This window comes from Vibrio sp. 779(2023) (assembly GCF_033344285.1).
GTDB classification, from domain to species: Bacteria; Pseudomonadota; Gammaproteobacteria; order Enterobacterales; family Vibrionaceae; genus Vibrio; species Vibrio alginolyticus.
This window is the reverse complement of record NZ_JAWPOM010000028.1, coordinates 1-17,358: the sequence shown is the minus strand read 5'-3', so window position 1 is coordinate 17,358 and position 17,358 is coordinate 1. Positions and strand designations below refer to the sequence as shown.

Annotated in this window: 19 protein-coding genes; 15 read left to right on the top strand and 4 right to left on the bottom strand. The window is 44.4% G+C overall.

Translation table 11 applies throughout. The features are described 5' to 3' along the window. Positions 1-68 precede the first annotated feature (68 nt). The 5 genes from rpe to rplI all read left to right on the top strand — a co-directional run bounded on the left by rpe (position 69) and on the right by rplI (position 2,415). Entirely contained in the window at positions 69-740 is a 672-nt protein-coding gene (gene rpe / locus R8O70_RS22565) for a ribulose-phosphate 3-epimerase (RefSeq protein WP_005381300.1), read from the top strand. Between the two features lie 244 nt (positions 741-984). After that, a complete protein-coding gene (gene rpsF, locus R8O70_RS22560; RefSeq protein ID WP_005381299.1) occupies positions 985-1,374 on the top strand; it encodes a 30S ribosomal protein S6 in 390 nt (129 codons plus the stop codon). An 8-nt stretch (positions 1,375-1,382) separates the two neighbouring features. Beyond that, entirely contained in the window at positions 1,383-1,685 is a 303-nt protein-coding gene (gene priB / locus R8O70_RS22555) for a primosomal replication protein N (RefSeq protein ID WP_005381298.1), read from the top strand. A gap of 16 nt (positions 1,686-1,701) precedes the next feature. After that, the gene (rpsR, locus tag R8O70_RS22550) at positions 1,702-1,929 is read left to right on the top strand and encodes a 30S ribosomal protein S18 (RefSeq protein WP_000090472.1); all 228 of its coding nucleotides are present in this window, start codon (positions 1,702-1,704) and stop codon (positions 1,927-1,929) included. Positions 1,930-1,962: 33 nt separating this feature from the next. Next, complete coding sequence (rplI, locus tag R8O70_RS22545) at positions 1,963-2,415, top strand: 50S ribosomal protein L9 (protein ID WP_005382760.1); 453 nt, start codon at positions 1,963-1,965, stop codon at positions 2,413-2,415. Positions 2,416-2,492: 77 nt separating this feature from the next. On the opposite strand, the gene R8O70_RS22540 is transcribed toward rplI, so the two are convergent. Then, a complete protein-coding gene (locus R8O70_RS22540; protein WP_005381276.1) occupies positions 2,493-3,257 on the bottom strand; it encodes a DUF481 domain-containing protein in 765 nt (254 codons plus the stop codon). 221 nt (positions 3,258-3,478) lie between these two features. Here R8O70_RS22540 and R8O70_RS22535 point away from each other — a divergent pair, with 221 nt between their 5' ends. Together R8O70_RS22535 and alr are read left to right on the top strand one after the other, a co-directional pair. After that, positions 3,479-4,879: a replicative DNA helicase gene (locus R8O70_RS22535; protein WP_005382759.1), complete on the top strand. Its 1,401-nt coding sequence runs from the start codon at positions 3,479-3,481 to the stop codon at positions 4,877-4,879. A gap of 13 nt (positions 4,880-4,892) precedes the next feature. Further along, a complete protein-coding gene (alr, locus tag R8O70_RS22530) occupies positions 4,893-5,969 on the top strand; it encodes an alanine racemase (RefSeq protein ID WP_005381272.1) in 1,077 nt (358 codons plus the stop codon). A gap of 38 nt (positions 5,970-6,007) precedes the next feature. On the opposite strand, the gene R8O70_RS22525 is transcribed toward alr, so the two are convergent. Beyond that, a complete protein-coding gene (locus R8O70_RS22525; protein WP_258624170.1) occupies positions 6,008-6,427 on the bottom strand; it encodes a secondary thiamine-phosphate synthase enzyme YjbQ in 420 nt (139 codons plus the stop codon). 305 nt (positions 6,428-6,732) lie between these two features. Between R8O70_RS22525 and pgi the strand changes: the two genes are divergently transcribed. Continuing rightward, positions 6,733-8,385 (top strand): glucose-6-phosphate isomerase, encoded by a 1,653-nt coding sequence (pgi, locus tag R8O70_RS22520; RefSeq protein WP_005381270.1) that lies wholly within the window; start codon positions 6,733-6,735, stop codon positions 8,383-8,385. A gap of 99 nt (positions 8,386-8,484) precedes the next feature. Here the strand turns inward: pgi and R8O70_RS22515 are convergent, their stop codons facing one another. Next, complete coding sequence (locus R8O70_RS22515; protein WP_005381269.1) at positions 8,485-8,946, bottom strand: chemotaxis protein CheX; 462 nt, start codon at positions 8,944-8,946, stop codon at positions 8,485-8,487. 9 nt (positions 8,947-8,955) lie between these two features. Further along, positions 8,956-9,420, bottom strand: a complete 465-nt coding sequence (gene zur, locus R8O70_RS22510; protein WP_005381268.1) for a zinc uptake transcriptional repressor Zur — start codon at positions 9,418-9,420, stop codon at positions 8,956-8,958. A gap of 321 nt (positions 9,421-9,741) precedes the next feature. Between zur and dusA the strand changes: the two genes are divergently transcribed. From dusA to R8O70_RS22475, 7 genes are all read left to right on the top strand, one after another. Beyond that, entirely contained in the window at positions 9,742-10,722 is a 981-nt protein-coding gene (gene dusA / locus R8O70_RS22505; RefSeq protein WP_017821727.1) for a tRNA dihydrouridine(20/20a) synthase DusA, read from the top strand. 164 nt (positions 10,723-10,886) lie between these two features. Continuing rightward, the gene (pspG, locus tag R8O70_RS22500) at positions 10,887-11,102 is read left to right on the top strand and encodes an envelope stress response protein PspG (protein ID WP_005381266.1); all 216 of its coding nucleotides are present in this window, start codon (positions 10,887-10,889) and stop codon (positions 11,100-11,102) included. A 98-nt stretch (positions 11,103-11,200) separates the two neighbouring features. After that, positions 11,201-11,860: a TIGR04219 family outer membrane beta-barrel protein gene (locus R8O70_RS22495; RefSeq protein ID WP_258624174.1), complete on the top strand. Its 660-nt coding sequence runs from the start codon at positions 11,201-11,203 to the stop codon at positions 11,858-11,860. 157 nt (positions 11,861-12,017) lie between these two features. After that, complete coding sequence (locus R8O70_RS22490) at positions 12,018-12,248, top strand: hypothetical protein (RefSeq protein WP_005381264.1); 231 nt, start codon at positions 12,018-12,020, stop codon at positions 12,246-12,248. A gap of 117 nt (positions 12,249-12,365) precedes the next feature. Next, a complete protein-coding gene (locus R8O70_RS22485; RefSeq protein WP_017821725.1) occupies positions 12,366-14,237 on the top strand; it encodes an assimilatory sulfite reductase (NADPH) flavoprotein subunit in 1,872 nt (623 codons plus the stop codon). Then, the gene (gene cysI / locus R8O70_RS22480; RefSeq protein WP_033907310.1) at positions 14,237-15,973 is read left to right on the top strand and encodes an assimilatory sulfite reductase (NADPH) hemoprotein subunit; all 1,737 of its coding nucleotides are present in this window, start codon (positions 14,237-14,239) and stop codon (positions 15,971-15,973) included. The genes R8O70_RS22485 and cysI overlap by 1 nt, the downstream gene beginning before the upstream one ends. Continuing rightward, complete coding sequence (locus R8O70_RS22475; RefSeq protein ID WP_054729680.1) at positions 15,966-16,745, top strand: phosphoadenylyl-sulfate reductase; 780 nt, start codon at positions 15,966-15,968, stop codon at positions 16,743-16,745. Before cysI ends, R8O70_RS22475 begins: the two co-directional genes overlap by 8 nt. Positions 16,746-17,358: the final 613 nt, after the last annotated feature.

Here is a 17,358-nt window from a genome sequence, read left to right as displayed (position 1 = left end):
GTGGATCTCCCCACTGGCTTCGGTAGAATTGCGCGCAGATTGTTTGCTCATTACTACTGAGGTCAGGTATGAAAGATTTTCTTATTGCTCCATCCATTTTATCGGCAGATTTTGCTCGTCTCGGTGAAGATGTAGAAAAAGTACTCGCAGCGGGTGCGGATGTGGTGCATTTCGACGTTATGGATAACCACTATGTACCAAACCTGACTTTTGGTGCGCCTGTGTGTAAAGCACTACGCGATTATGGCATCACAGCGCCAATCGATGTTCACCTAATGGTGAAACCCGTTGACCGTATTATTCCTGATTTCGCAAAAGCGGGTGCGTCGATGATTACGTTCCATGTAGAAGCTTCTGATCATGTAGACCGTACACTGCAGTTAATTAAAGAGCACGGCTGTCAGGCTGGTGTGGTACTAAACCCAGCAACGCCACTTGCAAGTCTTGAGTTTATTATGGATAAAGTCGACATGATTCTACTGATGTCGGTAAACCCTGGTTTTGGTGGTCAATCATTCATTCCTCATACACTAGATAAACTGCGTGCCGTTCGTAAGATGATTGACGAGTCTGGCCGTGATATCCGCTTAGAAATCGATGGCGGTGTGAAGGTTGACAACATTCGTGAAATTGCAGAAGCGGGCGCAGACATGTTTGTTGCAGGCTCGGCGATTTTCGGTGAGCCAGATTACAAACAAGTGATCGATCAAATGCGCGCTGAACTGGCTGAAGTTAAATAAGCACCGATAAGCCAGCGCAATAACACGCTGATTTTAAAGGCTGCCAGCTTGTTGGCAGCCTTTGTGTTTTCTAGTATTAGAAGAAATTAAATATCCACTGCGCTGAGCAAATAATCACTTGCCTATTTTACGCCCTTTCTGTACTATTCGTGCTCCTTAAACTCAGTCAATTATCTTTAGTTCCTTGCTTCCTCTGGACGACTGAGCCATTTGTGGAAGCTGAATAATCCGTAAGGAGCAACCAATGCGTCATTACGAAATCGTATTCATGGTGCACCCAGATCAAAGCGAGCAAGTTGCTGGCATGATCGAGCGTTACACTGGTTCAATCACTGAAGCTGGCGGTAAAATCCACCGTCTAGAAGACTGGGGCCGTCGTCAACTGGCTTACCCAATCAACAAGCTTCACAAAGCTCACTACGTTCTTATGAACGTTGAAGCTGACCAAGCTGTAATTGATGAGCTAGAAACTGCTTTCCGTTTCAACGATGCAGTTCTACGTAACATGATCATGCGTACTAAAGCAGCGATCACTGAGCAATCTATCATGCTTAAGCAAAAAGAAGAGCGTGCTCCACGTCGTGAAGAGCGTTCTGAAGCTAAGCCTGAAGCTAAGTCAGAAGCTGCTGAGTAAGTTTTCTTATGGCCAATCGAATGGAGCTGAGCGGCACCATTGCCAAACCGCCCATTCGTAGTAAAAGCCCTGGTGGCATTGAACACTGTCGGTTTTGGCTGGAGCATCGCTCTACTATTATCGAAGCTGACTTACCTCGACAAGTTTATTGTCGTATGCCGGTAGTCGTCAGCGGGCTTGGGTCACAAGCACTAACTCAGAATTTAGTTCAAGGCAGTAACATTAAGGTAAGTGGTTTTGTCACTTATCAAACCGGCCGAAATGGCGTGGGAAAATTAGTGTTACACGCCGACAACATTACTCAAATTTAAGATCAGGAGATAGCCCATGGCTCGTTTCTTCCGTCGTCGTAAATTCTGCCGTTTCACTGCAGAAGGCGTACAAGAGATTGATTACAAAGACGTAGCAACTCTTAAAAACTACATCACTGAAGCTGGTAAAATCGTACCTAGCCGTATCACTGGTACAAGCGCTAAGTACCAGCGTCAACTAGCACGTGCTATCAAGCGTTCACGCTACCTAGCTCTACTACCGTACACTGACAAGCATCAGTAATCGGTTCATTTTATTAAGAAAGAGGATTAAGCAATGCAAGTTATTCTACTTGATAAAATTGGTAACCTAGGTGGTCTTGGCGATACTGCAAACGTTAAATCTGGCTACGCTCGTAACTTCCTTATCCCACAAGGTAAAGCAGTTATGGCAACTAAAGCTAACGTTGAAATGTTTGAAGCTCGTCGTGCTGAACTAGAAGCTAAAGTTGCTGAGCAACTAGCTGCTGCAGAAGCTCGCGCAGAGAAAGTTAACGCTCTAGAAGCGGTAGTTATCGCTTCTAAAGCTGGTGACGAAGGCAAACTATTCGGTTCTATCGGTACTCGTGACATCGCTGACGCTATCACAGCTGCAGGCGTTGAAGTTGCTAAGAGCGAAGTTCGCCTTCCTGAAGGTGCTCTACGTAACACTGGTGAGTTCGAGATCAGCGTTCAACTTCACTCTGAAGTTTTCGCGACAGTTAACCTACAAGTTGTTGCTGCTGAGTAATTCAGTATCAAGACGAAATACTAAAAAGCACCTCCTCGGAGGTGCTTTTTTTATTTCTAAAACTGAGAGAAAAAGGGTTAAAAAGCGAAAAGTAAATTAACGGAAAATACGCTGTCTGCTTTGCTTAAGCCTTCAGGCACTTTATCGTGATACTGACGAGAGTGCGCCAGTTTCAGTGCGATATCTTCAGTAATATCATTGGTTACACTGAGTTCACTATCAGTACGTGTGTTACTTCTACCTGTTACTAACGTAATATCAGCTGCGAAACTTAAATTATCCAACGCATGCCAAGTTGTGTTGATATTTCCTCGAAAAATGCCTTCTCTAACGATATCGGGAAAGACAATATCGTCATCATCTATTTCGTCTAAGTTTGGCTCTTGATAGCGAAAACCAGGGCCTACTTCTACCTCTAAAATGAAGTTCTCAGTGTAGGAGAACTGGTAACCCAAACCACCTGACAACGTATAGTCTTTAAAATAAGCACTGTAGCGAGAATCCACCCCTTTAAAGCTGCCATACAAATATGTCTTAGGGCCTAACTTGTAGTCACTCTGTAGGGAATAGGTGGATGAGCGTTTGTCTTCTTCACCGTCTTTGTACAAGTTGTAGTACTTCCATTCACCATTAGAACGGTGTCGACCTGACGTATATTCAGCACTCAAACGAGCATTCAGGGAACGAGAGTCCGTGTTACCTGTGTGAGCTTGATAGCCGAACTCCACCTCGGTTTTTAGTGGGTCGGGTACATCAATATTTTGCTCTGGCTGTACTGATTCGTCAGCATACGATGCACTAGCGCACAGTAGGCTAAAGCTAAGTAACCAGTATCGGGACACATCAACCTCGAACGTAATCAAAAAGGAGGGGCATGATACTGATACAGATATTTGGTTGGGTCAATGGTAGGTTAATTTTTATTAGAGCTAGACGGAAGAACCAGGCTATTACCCGGGTGGTTCACATGATGATTTCTTAACAAGTAATTGTCGCTTCGGGGAAGCATCTCAGTTAGGTTAAGGTTATAATCGTGGGTCAATAGTAGTTATCGAGCAAAGTCATGGCGGAAAACAGAAATCGCAAACCTTCAGACAGTCAGGTCGACGCAATCAAAGTGCCACCTCACTCACTAGAAGCCGAGCAATCAGTAATTGGTGGTCTTTTACTGGATAATGAACGTTGGGACACCGTTGCCGAACGTGTTGTGAGCAGTGATTTCTATAGTCGTCCACACCGCCTGATTTTTGAAGGTGTAAAAACCATTCTTGAAGCGGGTAAACCTCTCGATCTTATTACTTTATCGGAATATCTAGAGCGTCACGAGTTGTTAGAAGATGTAGGCGGTTTTGCTTACCTCGCTGACTTGGCGAAGAATACGCCAAGTGCAGCTAACATCAATGCGTATGCTGATATTGTCGCTGAGCGTGCGATTGTTCGTGGCCTTATTGGTGTCGCGAATGAAATTGCGGACGCGGGCTATGACCCTCAAGGTCGCAGTTCTGAAGATTTAATAGACATGGCGGAGAGTAAAGTTTTTGCTATCGCCGAGTCTCGAACTAGTGAAAACGAAGGACCACAAAACGTCGACAACATCCTCGAAAAGACGTTAGAACGTATCGAGTTGTTGTATAAAACGCCACAAGATGGTGTTACCGGGGTCGATACCGGTTTCACCGATCTCAATAAGAAAACCGCAGGTTTGCAAGGCTCTGATTTGGTGATTGTCGCAGCGCGTCCATCGATGGGTAAAACGACCTTTGCGATGAACTTGTGTGAAAATGCGGCCATGCAACAAGAAAAGCCCGTACTTATTTTCTCGTTAGAGATGCCAGCTGAACAGTTGATGATGCGTATGTTGGCCTCTTTGTCTCGTGTTGACCAAACCAAGATCCGTACGGGTCAGCTAGATGACGAAGATTGGGCGCGTATTTCTTCTACTATGGGTATCCTGATGCAGAAGAAGAATATGTACATTGATGATAGCTCTGGTCTAACTCCGACCGAAGTGCGTTCGCGCGCTCGCCGTATCGCTCGTGAACATGGCGGTCTATCGATGATCATGGTCGACTACCTTCAGTTGATGCGCGTGCCTTCGTTAACCGATAACCGTACTCTTGAGATTGCTGAGATCTCTCGCTCTCTTAAGGCGCTGGCAAAAGAGCTAAATGTGCCTGTTGTGGCACTGTCGCAGCTAAACCGTTCCCTAGAGCAACGTGCGGATAAACGACCAGTAAACTCGGACTTGCGTGAATCCGGTTCCATCGAGCAGGATGCCGACTTGATCATGTTCATCTACCGTGATGAGGTTTATCACCCAGATAGTCCGTACAAAGGTACGGCCGAAATCATTATTGGTAAACAGCGTAATGGTCCTATCGGCTCTGTTCGCCTCACTTTCCAAGGTCAACATTCGCGTTTCGACAACTACGCGGGTCCTGCATTCGATATTGATGATGAGTAATCCCATGAGCTATATGAAAGCGGCCAAGGCGTGCATTGATTTGTCTGCGTTGCAGCACAACTTACAGCGCGTAAAAGCTCAAGCGCCACAAAGTAAAGTGATGGCTGTCGTCAAGGCCAATGGTTATGGTCACGGATTACGTCATGTCGCAAAACATGCTAACCATGCGGATGCGTTTGGCGTGGCTCGCATTGAAGAAGCATTGCAACTGCGCGCTTGTGGAGTAGTAAAGCCGATTCTATTGCTAGAAGGTTTTTACTCTCCTGGTGATTTACCTGTTCTTGTGACGAACAACATCCAAACCGTGGTGCACTGTGAAGAGCAGCTTATCGCCTTGGAGCAAGCAGACCTTGAAACTCCGGTTGTCGTGTGGCTGAAGATTGACAGTGGCATGCACCGCCTTGGGGTTCGTCCTGAACAATATGACGACTTTGTAACGCGGCTGAAGGAGTGTCCAAATGTAGCGAAACCGTTGCGTTACATGAGCCACTTTGGCTGTGCAGATGAGCTGGATAGCGATATTACCCCACAACAGATTGAGCTGTTTAAATCGTTGACTTCTGGTTGCCAAGGGGAACGTTCACTGGCGGCATCTGCGGGGTTATTGGCATGGCCTCAAAGCCATTTAGATTGGGTTCGTCCGGGTATTATCATGTATGGTGTGTCGCCATTCGATGACAAAACGGCGCAAGATCTTGGGTATCAGCCTGTCATGACACTTAAATCCCACCTTATTGCGGTACGTGAAGTGAAGAAGGGCGAAAGTGTTGGCTATGGTGGTATTTGGACCAGTGAGCGAGATACAAAAGTTGGGGTCATCGCTGTAGGGTATGGCGACGGTTACCCAAGAAGTGCTCCAAACGGTACGCCGGTGTGGGTTAATGGCCGTAAAGTACCTATTGCAGGTCGAGTTTCCATGGATATGCTGACGGTCGATTTGGGACCAGACGCAACGGATAAAGTCAGCGACGAAGCGATTCTTTGGGGGAAAGAGCTCCCAGTAGAAGAAGTGGCGGGTCACATTGGTACGATTGCGTATGAACTCGTGACTAAGCTAACGCCTCGCGTCGAGATGGAATACTCCAAATAAACAACGAAAGGCTAACCCAAGGTTAGCCTTTGTTTTATCTACTCACCGTTAATCGTAGCAATAACGCGGCGGCCGCCACCAAAGTCTCGATGCTCACCCAAGTAAATACCTTGCCATGTTCCTAAAGCTAATCGACCATTTTGGATTGGTACCGTCACACTACTGCCAAGCAGTGATGTTTTAATATGTGCCGGCATGTCGTCGTCACCTTCATAGGTGTGCTGATAATAAGGAGCACGCTCTGGCACAAACTTATTGAAGTGCGCTTCCATGTCCATACGCACGGTTGGATCAGCATTCTCATTTAAGGTCAAACTGGCGGAGGTGTGCTGAATAAATAAGTGTAATAAACCTACTGAAAGTTCGTTTATTTGTGGTAATTGTTGTTCAATTTCATCAGTTATCAGGTGAAAACCGCGGCTTCTCGCTTTTAATTGCAGTGTTTTTTGTGCCCACATACGTGTTCCTTTGGAAATTTATAAATTGGCGTCTATCCTATTCCAATTAGAGCCTGTCATTAGTAAATGATATGATTCTTGTCATCGTAAATGAATGTTCAATTTCAGGGCAGGGAACGTGACCTAACTCAATGTGAGTGTAAAAGCTCTCGGTCATAATTGGCGCCTGAAAAAAAATTACAAAGACTTGTTTTGTGGCGATTTGCCCAAACATCTAATTTATATTCTATTTGCTAAATCGGGGATTCCACAGTTTTCGCTAGACTGTAAGGAATGGAACCTACTGTAACATCGGGATAAAGACCATGTTGAAAAATATCAATCCAACGCAAACACAAGCTTGGAAAGCGCTAACGGCGCATTTCGAATCTGCACAAGATATGGATCTTAAAGAGCTGTTTGCTCAAGACGCAGCGCGTTTCGACAAATACTCTGCACGTTTCGGCTCAGACATCCTAGTCGATTACTCAAAGAACCTCATCAATGAGGAAACTCTGAAGCACCTGTTTGCTCTTGCGAAAGAGACCGAGCTGAAATCTGCAATTGAAGCGATGTTCAGTGGTGAAGCGATCAACCAAACAGAAGGTCGCGCTGTTCTTCACACTGCACTACGTAACCGCGCTAATACTCCAGTTATGGTAGACGGCGAAGACGTAATGCCAGCAGTGAACGCGGTTCTAGAAAAAATGAAATCATTCACTGAGCGCGTTATCGGTGGTGAATGGAAAGGTTACACAGGCAAAGCAATTACTGATATTGTGAACATCGGTATCGGCGGTTCTGACCTTGGCCCTTACATGGTGACGGAAGCTCTAGCGCCATACAAAAATCATCTAAACCTTCACTTCGTATCTAACGTTGATGGTACACACATCGTTGAAACGTTGAAGAAAGTTAACCCAGAAACGACGTTATTCTTGATCGCGTCTAAGACGTTTACAACGCAAGAAACCATGACTAACGCGCACACTGCTCGTGATTGGTTCCTAGAATCTGCGGGTGATCAGGCTCATGTGGCTAAACACTTTGCTGCGCTTTCAACAAACGCGACAGCCGTGTCTGAATTTGGTATCGATACAGCGAACATGTTTGAATTCTGGGACTGGGTTGGTGGCCGTTACTCACTATGGTCTGCGATCGGTCTATCAATTGCACTAGCAGTAGGTTTCGACAACTTTGTTGAGTTGCTTGATGGTGCTCACGAGATGGACAAGCACTTCGTATCAACAGATCTAGAAAGCAATATTCCAGTGATTCTTGCTTTGATTGGTATTTGGTACAACAACTTCCACGGTGCGGAGTCAGAAGCTATCCTACCTTACGATCAATACATGCACCGTTTCGCGGCGTACTTCCAGCAAGGCAACATGGAATCAAACGGTAAATACGTTGACCGTGACGGCAATGCTGTAACTTACCAAACTGGCCCAATCATTTGGGGTGAACCAGGTACCAACGGTCAGCACGCGTTCTACCAGCTAATTCACCAAGGTACTAAGCTTATCCCATGTGACTTCATTGCACCTGCAATTAGCCACAACCCAGCTAGCGATCATCACCAAAAACTGATGTCTAACTTCTTCGCGCAAACTGAAGCTCTAGCGTTTGGTAAAAATGAAGAAACCGTGAAAGAAGAGTTGGTGAAAGTAGGTAAGAATGCTGAAGAAGTGGCAGCGATTGCGCCATTCAAAGTGTTTGAAGGTAACCGTCCAACAAACTCTATTCTAGTGAAGCAAATCACGCCTCGTACGCTAGGTAACTTGATCGCAATGTACGAACACAAAATTTTCGTACAAGGTGTTATCTGGAATATCTTCAGCTTTGACCAGTGGGGCGTGGAGCTAGGTAAACAACTGGCTAACCAAATCCTACCTGAGCTTGCAGATGAGTCTCAAATCAGCTCGCATGACAGCTCAACAAACGGTCTAATCAACGCATTTAAAGCGTTCAAAGCTTAATGTTTGAATAGATAAAGAAAAGGTCAGCAAATGCTGACCTTTTTATTGCCTGAGGCAAAAACAAAATAGGTTGGCCAGTGCCAACCTATTTTTTCTCTTTTATTCGAAGCAAATTTCGATAAAGGCATTTCCCCATTGGGAAGAGAAAGGCATGATAATAATTGAGCCTTCACACTTGTGGCGAATCGTATGACCTCGGCCCGAAACCACAACCGGTGTTGCCATATCAAAGTCAAAACCACTTTCCGCCAGAATGCGTTTCGCACCACCAGTAACCATGTTGGTGATCTCACCCACCATATCGGTCACTTCTTCATTGAGCCCATTTGGACGTTCACCAAGCATGTTCTGCATGATTTCTAGGGCGAGTGCTTCATCAAAGGTGATCGACATTGAACCACGAGTTTGTGGGCCTACCATACCAATCAGACCAGAAACGTCACCTCGTGCGATCTCATCTTTTTTGATTCGCGGTTTTTGTGGCTTCAGCTCAAGAGAAGCCATAGTTTTTAGCACGTTCATTAAAGAAGCTAAAAACGGGTTTACAAATTCAGCGCGCATAACGTTCTTCTATACTTTTTCTTTCGTCTCGGAGGAACAGGCCTGGCATTCACCATGAGTTTCAATAACTTGGTTGGTCAGTTTGAATCCATGCTTCTCGGCGTTTTCGGCTAACAAGGATATCAGCGTCTCATCTTCGAGTTCAACGACATCACCACATTTATCGCAAATTAGTAATTGGAAAAAGTGCTGCTGAGTATTGAAAGAACAACAAGTAATAAAGCTATTTGTCGATTCCACTCGGTGGATGAAGCCTTGCTCTAGGAGAAAATCTAATGCTCGATAAACAGTGGGCGGCTTAGCCTGAGGCTCACTCTCTTTTAGTTGCTCCAATAGCTCATACGCACTTGAGGCGCGGCGATTAGAACAAATGAGTTCAAATACGCGTCGGCGTTGCGGAGTCAGTCGTACTCCACGCTCTGCGCAGATACTTTCAATTTGTTCAATGATTGTTGGGTTCAAACCTTTCACCATAACTATCGGACGTGCTCTATGATAAATCATTTCTATACGAAGTTCGTTTAGAAATGCTTCATTTTACCCACTATCAGAACGAAAATCATGAATTAAAGCAAGTCGGTGGTGGTGTGAAGGCGGAATAATCATCACAGAATGAATCAACGAATGACAGATTCGTATTACTTCTGCGTATTCCTAAGCACTTGGCTAGTCAGCTAACCAAATCATTCTCGCTGAAACTAGCACCCAGAGGTGCTTGGGTATACAATACCCGACTTATTTTTTGAGCGTACTGCTGCGCTCGACCTTGGCAACATAAAAACGGGTGTTTATATCATGACTCATTCTTGCAGGCTCTCCGTAGCACCAATGTTAGATTGGACTGATCGTCATTGTCGCTACTTCCATCGCTTAATGACCAAAGAAACCCTGCTGTACACTGAAATGGTGACGACAGGTGCGATCATTCATGGAAAAGGAGATTTCCTGGCTTATAACGAAGAAGAGCATCCGTTAGCCCTTCAACTTGGTGGTTCAAACCCAGCAGATTTGGCTACGTGTGCCAAGCTAGCGCAAGAGCGTGGCTACGATGAGATTAACCTAAATGTGGGATGTCCATCTGACCGCGTACAAAACGGTCGATTTGGTGCTTGCCTAATGGCTGAACCGCAGTTAGTTGCGGATTGTGTCGCAGCAATGAAAGACGTGGTCGATATCCCTGTAACAGTCAAGACTCGCATTGGTATTGATGATCAAGATTCTTACGAGTTCTTAACGGATTTCGTTTCTATTGTTTCAGAAAAGGGTGGCTGTGAGCAGTTCACTATCCATGCTCGTAAAGCTTGGTTAAGTGGTTTAAGCCCAAAAGAAAACCGTGAGATCCCACCATTGGATTACCCACGCGCTTACCAATTGAAGCAAGACTTCTCACACCTAACGATTGCGATTAACGGTGGCGTGAAGTCATTAGAAGAAGCAAAAGCACATCTTCAGCATCTTGACGGTGTGATGATTGGTCGTGAAGCATACCAAAGCCCATATCTACTGGCATCGGTAGACCAAGAGTTGTTTGGCTCTAACGCTCCAGTGAAGAAACGCAGCGAAATTGTTGAAGAGATGTACCCATACATTGAAGCGCAATTAGCGAAAGGTGCGTACCTTGGTCACATTACCCGTCACATGTTAGGTTTGTTCCAAAGCATGCCCGGTGCTCGTCAATGGCGTCGTCATATCAGTGAAAATGCGCACAAACCAGGTTCTGGTCTAGAAGTATTGCAAGACGCGCTAGCTAAGATTCCAAAAGAATTGAATGTGTAAAATTCGCCAGTGAATGGCTAAAATTACCAACTAAAGAATGATAAAGCCAGAGTGCAGAAATGCCTCTGGTTTTGTTTTTTTATTAAAAATCATAATCTTAAATTCTTCTCTATAAGTTGGTATGGAAACTGCTCTGTTTATTGAAAACAAATGGAGAAGTGATTATGTTGGAGCTAATCTTTATTTTAGTCTTTGCGGCGACCTTGTTGGTTACGGGTATCACAATGATGACCGTATTCGCAGCAACTGGTATTGCGTTAGTTGTGATGTTTTTACTGGGAATGGTTGGAGCGGTACTCAAACTATTACCATGGTTAATCGTGATTGCATTGGGTATTTGGTTCTTCAAGAATTACGTCGCTCAGCCCCGCTATAAATAATGAGTAACATCATTTAGTTGATGGAGAGGCGTGAGAATATGGTATATTTCCTCCCACGTCCTCTACGTGAATATCAGCTATCTCGGAGTAAATACTACATGACAAATAAAGCGAACATCGCTTTAACGGCATTATCGTTGGCAGTATCTTTTCCTGTTTTTGCAGAGTACTCTGTATCGACAAAAGTCGGCGCAGAGGTATGGGCTGCCGACACTAAAGTTAATGAAGTGAGACGAGATAGCAGTACCGCGGGCACTTTTTACGCGGCGATTGAACATGATGTTAAATACGTCCCTAATGCGCGCCTTCGTTACTCAAGTGTTGATGCGGATTACATGGGGTTCGATAAGCTCGATTTAACCTTGTATTACCACGTTCTAGAGCATGATTTATTGCACTTTGATGCGGGTCTCACGTTAAGTAATTTAAGTGACACTAAATACATTGATGCTGGCTCAAGCAGGCGTGTAGAAGAATTTGATGAGCTGATTTGGGCTTGGTATGGTTACGCAGAAATTCAAGTTCCGGATACAAACTTTGATGTGATTGGTGAGATAAACTTTGGTGACAACAAAGGTATCAAAAGCACCGATTTCATGGCAGGTGTACAATACAGTGTACCGCTCGAAAAAGCTCGACTGGCTTTTCGTGGAGGTTACCGTGTGATTGATTTAGAGTCCGATAAATTCATGTCGGATCTAGGGAAAGAGTTTATTTTTGCTAACGGCTTCTTTGTGAGTGCGGAATACGCGTTCTAAATTCAGCCATGTTAGATACTCGATTTACTTAAAACGTCGCTTTATAAGCGGCGTTTTTTTATATCACTTCATTATATCTAATCGAAATTTCTCCCTATTTGGCTGACTTAGACCATGCTTACCTAGGAGCAATGTGAAAGTTAAAGCAGGGATAGCGATGACAATAAATGAACTAAGACATCTATTCCGTGAAAATCAGCTTATCGAAGCGATTATTGAGCCTGCAATCCAAGAGGGTGGTTGGGTTGTAGAGTTCAGACATGCGCGCGGTGGTTTTGTTTTTCTAACGGACAGTCACGGCGAAGAATGTCTTTATGAAGATTTGGATACTGCGTCAAAATCGGCAATGGCAGTAGGCTTTCAACAAGTCCGCATTGAAGATCGATGAGCAAAAAGTAAGCCGTTCTTACTTCCAAAAAGTTATAAAACATTCACTTCTATTCTTTCTTGTTATTAAGGAGAGTGGGTACTCTATCGTCACGCAATGAATAGGGATGTCGTGATAATGTCTTTTCAAAAGAATGAGTATTCTCACAAGAATGTGTCTGAAGATAATAATGGGCAAGGAGGAAATCCTCCAATCGCAAGCCCTCTGAATGACCAACAAATTAGCTCACTCCAACAAACTGTCTCTGAGTTGTCTTCACAGCAACTTGCTTGGGTCAGTGGGTATTTTTGGGGATTAGCTCAAAATCAACCAAACACAGCGGTAACGCCAATTGCACAAGCAACGGCAGCCGTATCAGCGAAGCCAGCAGGTAAGTTGAGTATTATTTTTGCTTCCCAAACGGGCAATGCTAAAGGTGTTGCTGAAGCTCTGGAACAGGAAGCAAAAGCAGAAGGAATTGCAGTCGAACTTTTTGATGCAAGCGATTACAAAGGTAAAAACTTAGCCAAAGAAACGCATGTCATTATTGTGGCATCGACTAACGGCGAAGGCGAAGCGCCAGACAATGCCATTGAGCTACATGAGTTTTTGCAATCGAAGAAGGCTCCTAAGCTGCCAAACCTGCAATATGGTGTTATTGCATTGGGAGATTCTAGCTACGAGTTCTTCTGTCAGACCGGTAAAGACTTCGACACTTACCTATCAAAGCTAGGCGCGACTCCATTTATCGAGCGTCTTGATTGCGATGTGGATTATGAAGCCCCTGCAACTGAATGGCGTAAGAATGCGTTAGACAAGGTAAAAGATACACTGTCTTCTGGCTCTGAAGCGGATGTGGTTCAACTTCCTGTGGGTCAAGCTGCGACTGCGCACTCTCCTTACAATAAACAAAATCCGTACACTGCGACGTTACTGACCAGTCAAAAAATCACGGGCCGTGACTCTGGAAAAGACGTTCGTCATATAGAAATCGACTTAGAAGGCTCGGGCTTAACGTATCAGCCAGGTGATGCACTAGGTGTGTGGTTTGAAAATAGCTCGGAACTTGCAAATGCCATTCTTGGTAAGGTCGGTTTGTCTGGGGTTGAGACTGTTGACGTTGATGGTGAAAGCTTGTCAATCCACAGTGCTCTTGTGAGTAAATATGAAATCACAACATCTAACCCGCAGCTCATCACAAAGTTTGCCGAGTTATCCGGTAGCAAGAAGCTACAAAAGTTAGTTGAAGATAAAGATAAGCTTCGCGAGTACTCTGCAAATACTCAAATCGTTGATGTACTGGCAGAAAAGAAAACCAAGTTAACCGCAGATGAATTGATTGGTTTGCTTCGTCGCCTTACTCCACGCCTTTACTCTATTGCATCAAGCCAAGAAGAGGTCGATGAAGAAGTACACCTAACGGTTGCTTTGGTTGAGTACGAACAAAACGACGAAAAACGATATGGTGGTGCGTCTAGTTTCTTAGCACAGCGTCTCGAAGAGGGGGGTGAAGTTAAAGTATTTGTTGAGCATAACAACAACTTCAAACTGCCGGAAGATGATAGCACTCCAATTATCATGGTTGGTCCTGGCACAGGGATCGCACCATTCCGTAGCTTTATTCAGGAGCGTGAAAACCGCGATGCTGAAGGCAAAAACTGGTTGTTCTTTGGTGATCGCACGTTCACTCAAGACTTCTTGTACCAAGTGGAATGGCAAAAGTATCTCAAGTCAGGAGTACTAAGCCGATTGGATGTTGCCTTTAGTCGTGACCAAGTAGAAAAGGTTTACGTACAACATCGCATCTTAGAAAACGCAGCTCAAGTGTGGCAGTGGATCCAAGAAGGCGCTTATATCTATGTCTGCGGTGATGCAACGCGTATGGCAAAAGATGTGCACGACGCATTGGTTATCGTTGCTGAACAAGAAGGCAAGATGCCGCGTGACGATGCAGAACAATTTATTAATGACCTACGTAAAGCGAAACGTTATCAGAGGGATGTGTACTAATGACTTTTTCTACGGACAATAATAAGCAGGTTGTATTAGGTGAAGAGTTAGGGCCGCTATCTGATAACGAGCGCCTGAAGCGAGAAAGCAACTTATTACGTGGCACCATTGAGCAAGATTTACAGGACCGTATTACTGGTGGCTTTACTGCCGACAACTTCCAGTTAATTCGTTTCCACGGTATGTATCAACAAGACGATCGTGATATCCGTAATGAACGCACAAAGCAAAAACTGGAACCATTACATAATGTGATGCTTCGTGCTCGTATGCCTGGAGGCATCATCACGCCAACGCAATGGTTAGCGATCGACAAGTTCGCAACGGAGCACTCTTTATATGGAAGTATTCGTCTGACGACTCGCCAAACGTTCCAGTTTCATGGGGTATTAAAACCGAATATTAAGTTGATGCATCAAACGCTCAACAGTATTGGTATTGATTCGATTGCAACCGCGGGTGATGTAAACCGTAACGTGTTGTGTACCACTAATCCAGTGGAGTCAGAGTTACACCAAGAAGCTTACGAATGGGCGAAGAGAATCAGTGAACACCTGCTTCCGAAAACACGCGCTTATGCAGAGATTTGGCTAGACGGTGAAAAAGTAGAAAGTACGGAAGAAGACGAACCGATTCTAGGCAAGAACTACTTACCACGTAAGTTTAAAACCACAGTGGTTATCCCACCGCAAAATGACGTAGATGTACACGCTAACGATCTCAACTTCGTAGCGATTGCAGATAACGGCAAGCTGGTTGGTTTTAACGTCCTGGTCGGCGGCGGCTTAGCGATGACGCATGGCGATACATCAACTTATCCGCGCCGCGCTGACGACTTTGGCTTTATTCCGCTGGACAAGACACTTGATGTTGCCGAAGCTGTAGTAACAACTCAGCGCGACTGGGGTAACCGTTCAAACCGTAAGAACGCAAAAACCAAATACACATTGGATCGTGTAGGTAGCGATGTCTTTAAAGCGGAAGTCGAGAAACGTGCTGGTGTTAAGTTTGAGCAAAGCCGTCCATATGAATTCACAGAACGTGGTGACCGTATTGGCTGGGTAGAAGGAATTGATGGTAAATATCATTTAGCGCTTTTCATCGAAAACGGTCGCTTATTAGACTTTCCAGGTAAACCACTTAAGACGGGTGTTGCTGAAATTGCCAAAATCCACAAAGGCGATTTCCGCATGACAGCGAACCAAAACCTAATTGTTGCGGGTGTACCTAAAAACGAAAAAGCGAAAATTGAAAAGATCGCTCGTGAACATGGCTTAATGGACGACGGCGTAAGTGAACAGCGTAAGAACTCAATGGCGTGTGTTGCTTTTCCAACTTGTCCGCTAGCGATGGCAGAAGCTGAACGTTTCCTTCCTCAGTTTGTTACTGATGTGGAGGGGATTCTGGAGAAGCACAACCTACCAGAAAATGACAACATCATTTTGCGTGTAACTGGGTGTCCAAATGGTTGTGGTCGCGCAATGTTGGCTGAAATTGGTCTAGTTGGCAAAGCGCCGGGTCGTTACAACTTGCACCTAGGTGGTAACCGTGCTGGTACTCGAGTACCTAAAATGTATAAAGAGAACATCACGGATAAGCAAATCTTAGAAGAGATTGATCTGCTGGTGGCTCGATGGTCGAAAGAGCGTGAAGAAGGCGAAGCCTTTGGCGATTTCACTATTCGTGCTGGCATTATCCAAGAAGTGCTCGTATCAAAGAGGGACTTTCATGCTTGATTCTGTAGCATCCAAGCTGGAGCTCACAGAGTTACTGACATTAACAAAGACGGAGCAAATCCTCCGTCTTGCTCAAATTAATGTCGAGCTCGAAAAGCTTTCAGCACAAGAGAGAGTAGCGTGGGCTTTAGATAATCTAGAAGGCGAGTTCGCGGTTTCTTCTAGTTTTGGTATTCAAGCCGCGGTTATGCTTCATTTAGTTACTCGCGCCAAAACGGACATCCCCGTCATTCTAACCGATACTGGTTACCTGTTTGCTGAGACGTACCGATTTATCGATGAGCTGACAGATGCTCTCAACCTAAATTTAAAAGTTTATCGAGCCAAAGAAAGTGCGAATTGGCAAGAAGCTCGATATGGAAAATTATGGGAACAGGGCGTAGAGGGAATTGAAAAATACAACAAGCTCAATAAAGTTGAGCCGATGCGTCGAGCGTTAAAAGAGCTTAATGTTGGAACGTGGTTCTCTGGACTGCGTCGAGAGCAAAGTAAATCTCGTGCAGGTTTACCGATTCTATCAATTCAGAACGGTGTGTTTAAATTTCTACCAGTAATTGATTGGACTAATAAAGACGTTCATTACTACTTAGAACAACACGGCCTTAAATACCACCCATTGTGGGATGAAGGTTACCTTTCAGTTGGTGATACACATACTACTCGTAAATGGGAGCCGGGAATGTCAGAGGAAGAAACTCGATTCTTTGGCTTAAAGCGAGAATGTGGCCTACACGAAGATGATGGTTCAGAACAAGATGGGTCCGGCATATAACCATAGTGACCTTTAAATCGAGTTTAGAGTAAATAAAGAAAGCTGCAATAAAGCAGCTTTCTTTATTTATAGCACCTGAAAAACACGTCTCAAAGAACAATTCTGTGGATAAGTTGTGTGAGAGTTTGGGGTAAAGTTGAATAAATAAAGGTTTGATCGAAAACTCATCGTTTAACCATTATTTTTGCAATTTTTGAAAAATAACACTTGCCAATGTGAGCGCGATCTCTATAATGCCTCCTCGTCGACAGGGCAAGGGCTCAGAAGGGTTTAAGCGAAGTTGATAAGGCTGAAAAGAAAAACGAAATAATTTGAAGAAAGTGTTTGACACGATAAATTATCTCGCTAGAATGGCCGCCTCTTCCGAAGTGATGTCAATCACAAAGAAGAGTTGCTCTTTAACAATATAGACCTATCAATCTGTGTGGGCACTCGTTGATGATAATCCAATTCGATACTTCGGTATCAAATTAGGTTTCAATGAAACGAAGTGACCATTGAATCGAAAGATTCAGCACAGTCAATTCAAACATTACTTATGTAATGTTCAGTATTCATTGAGCCGAACAAAATCTTAAATTGAAGAGTTTGATCATGGCTCAGATTGAACGCT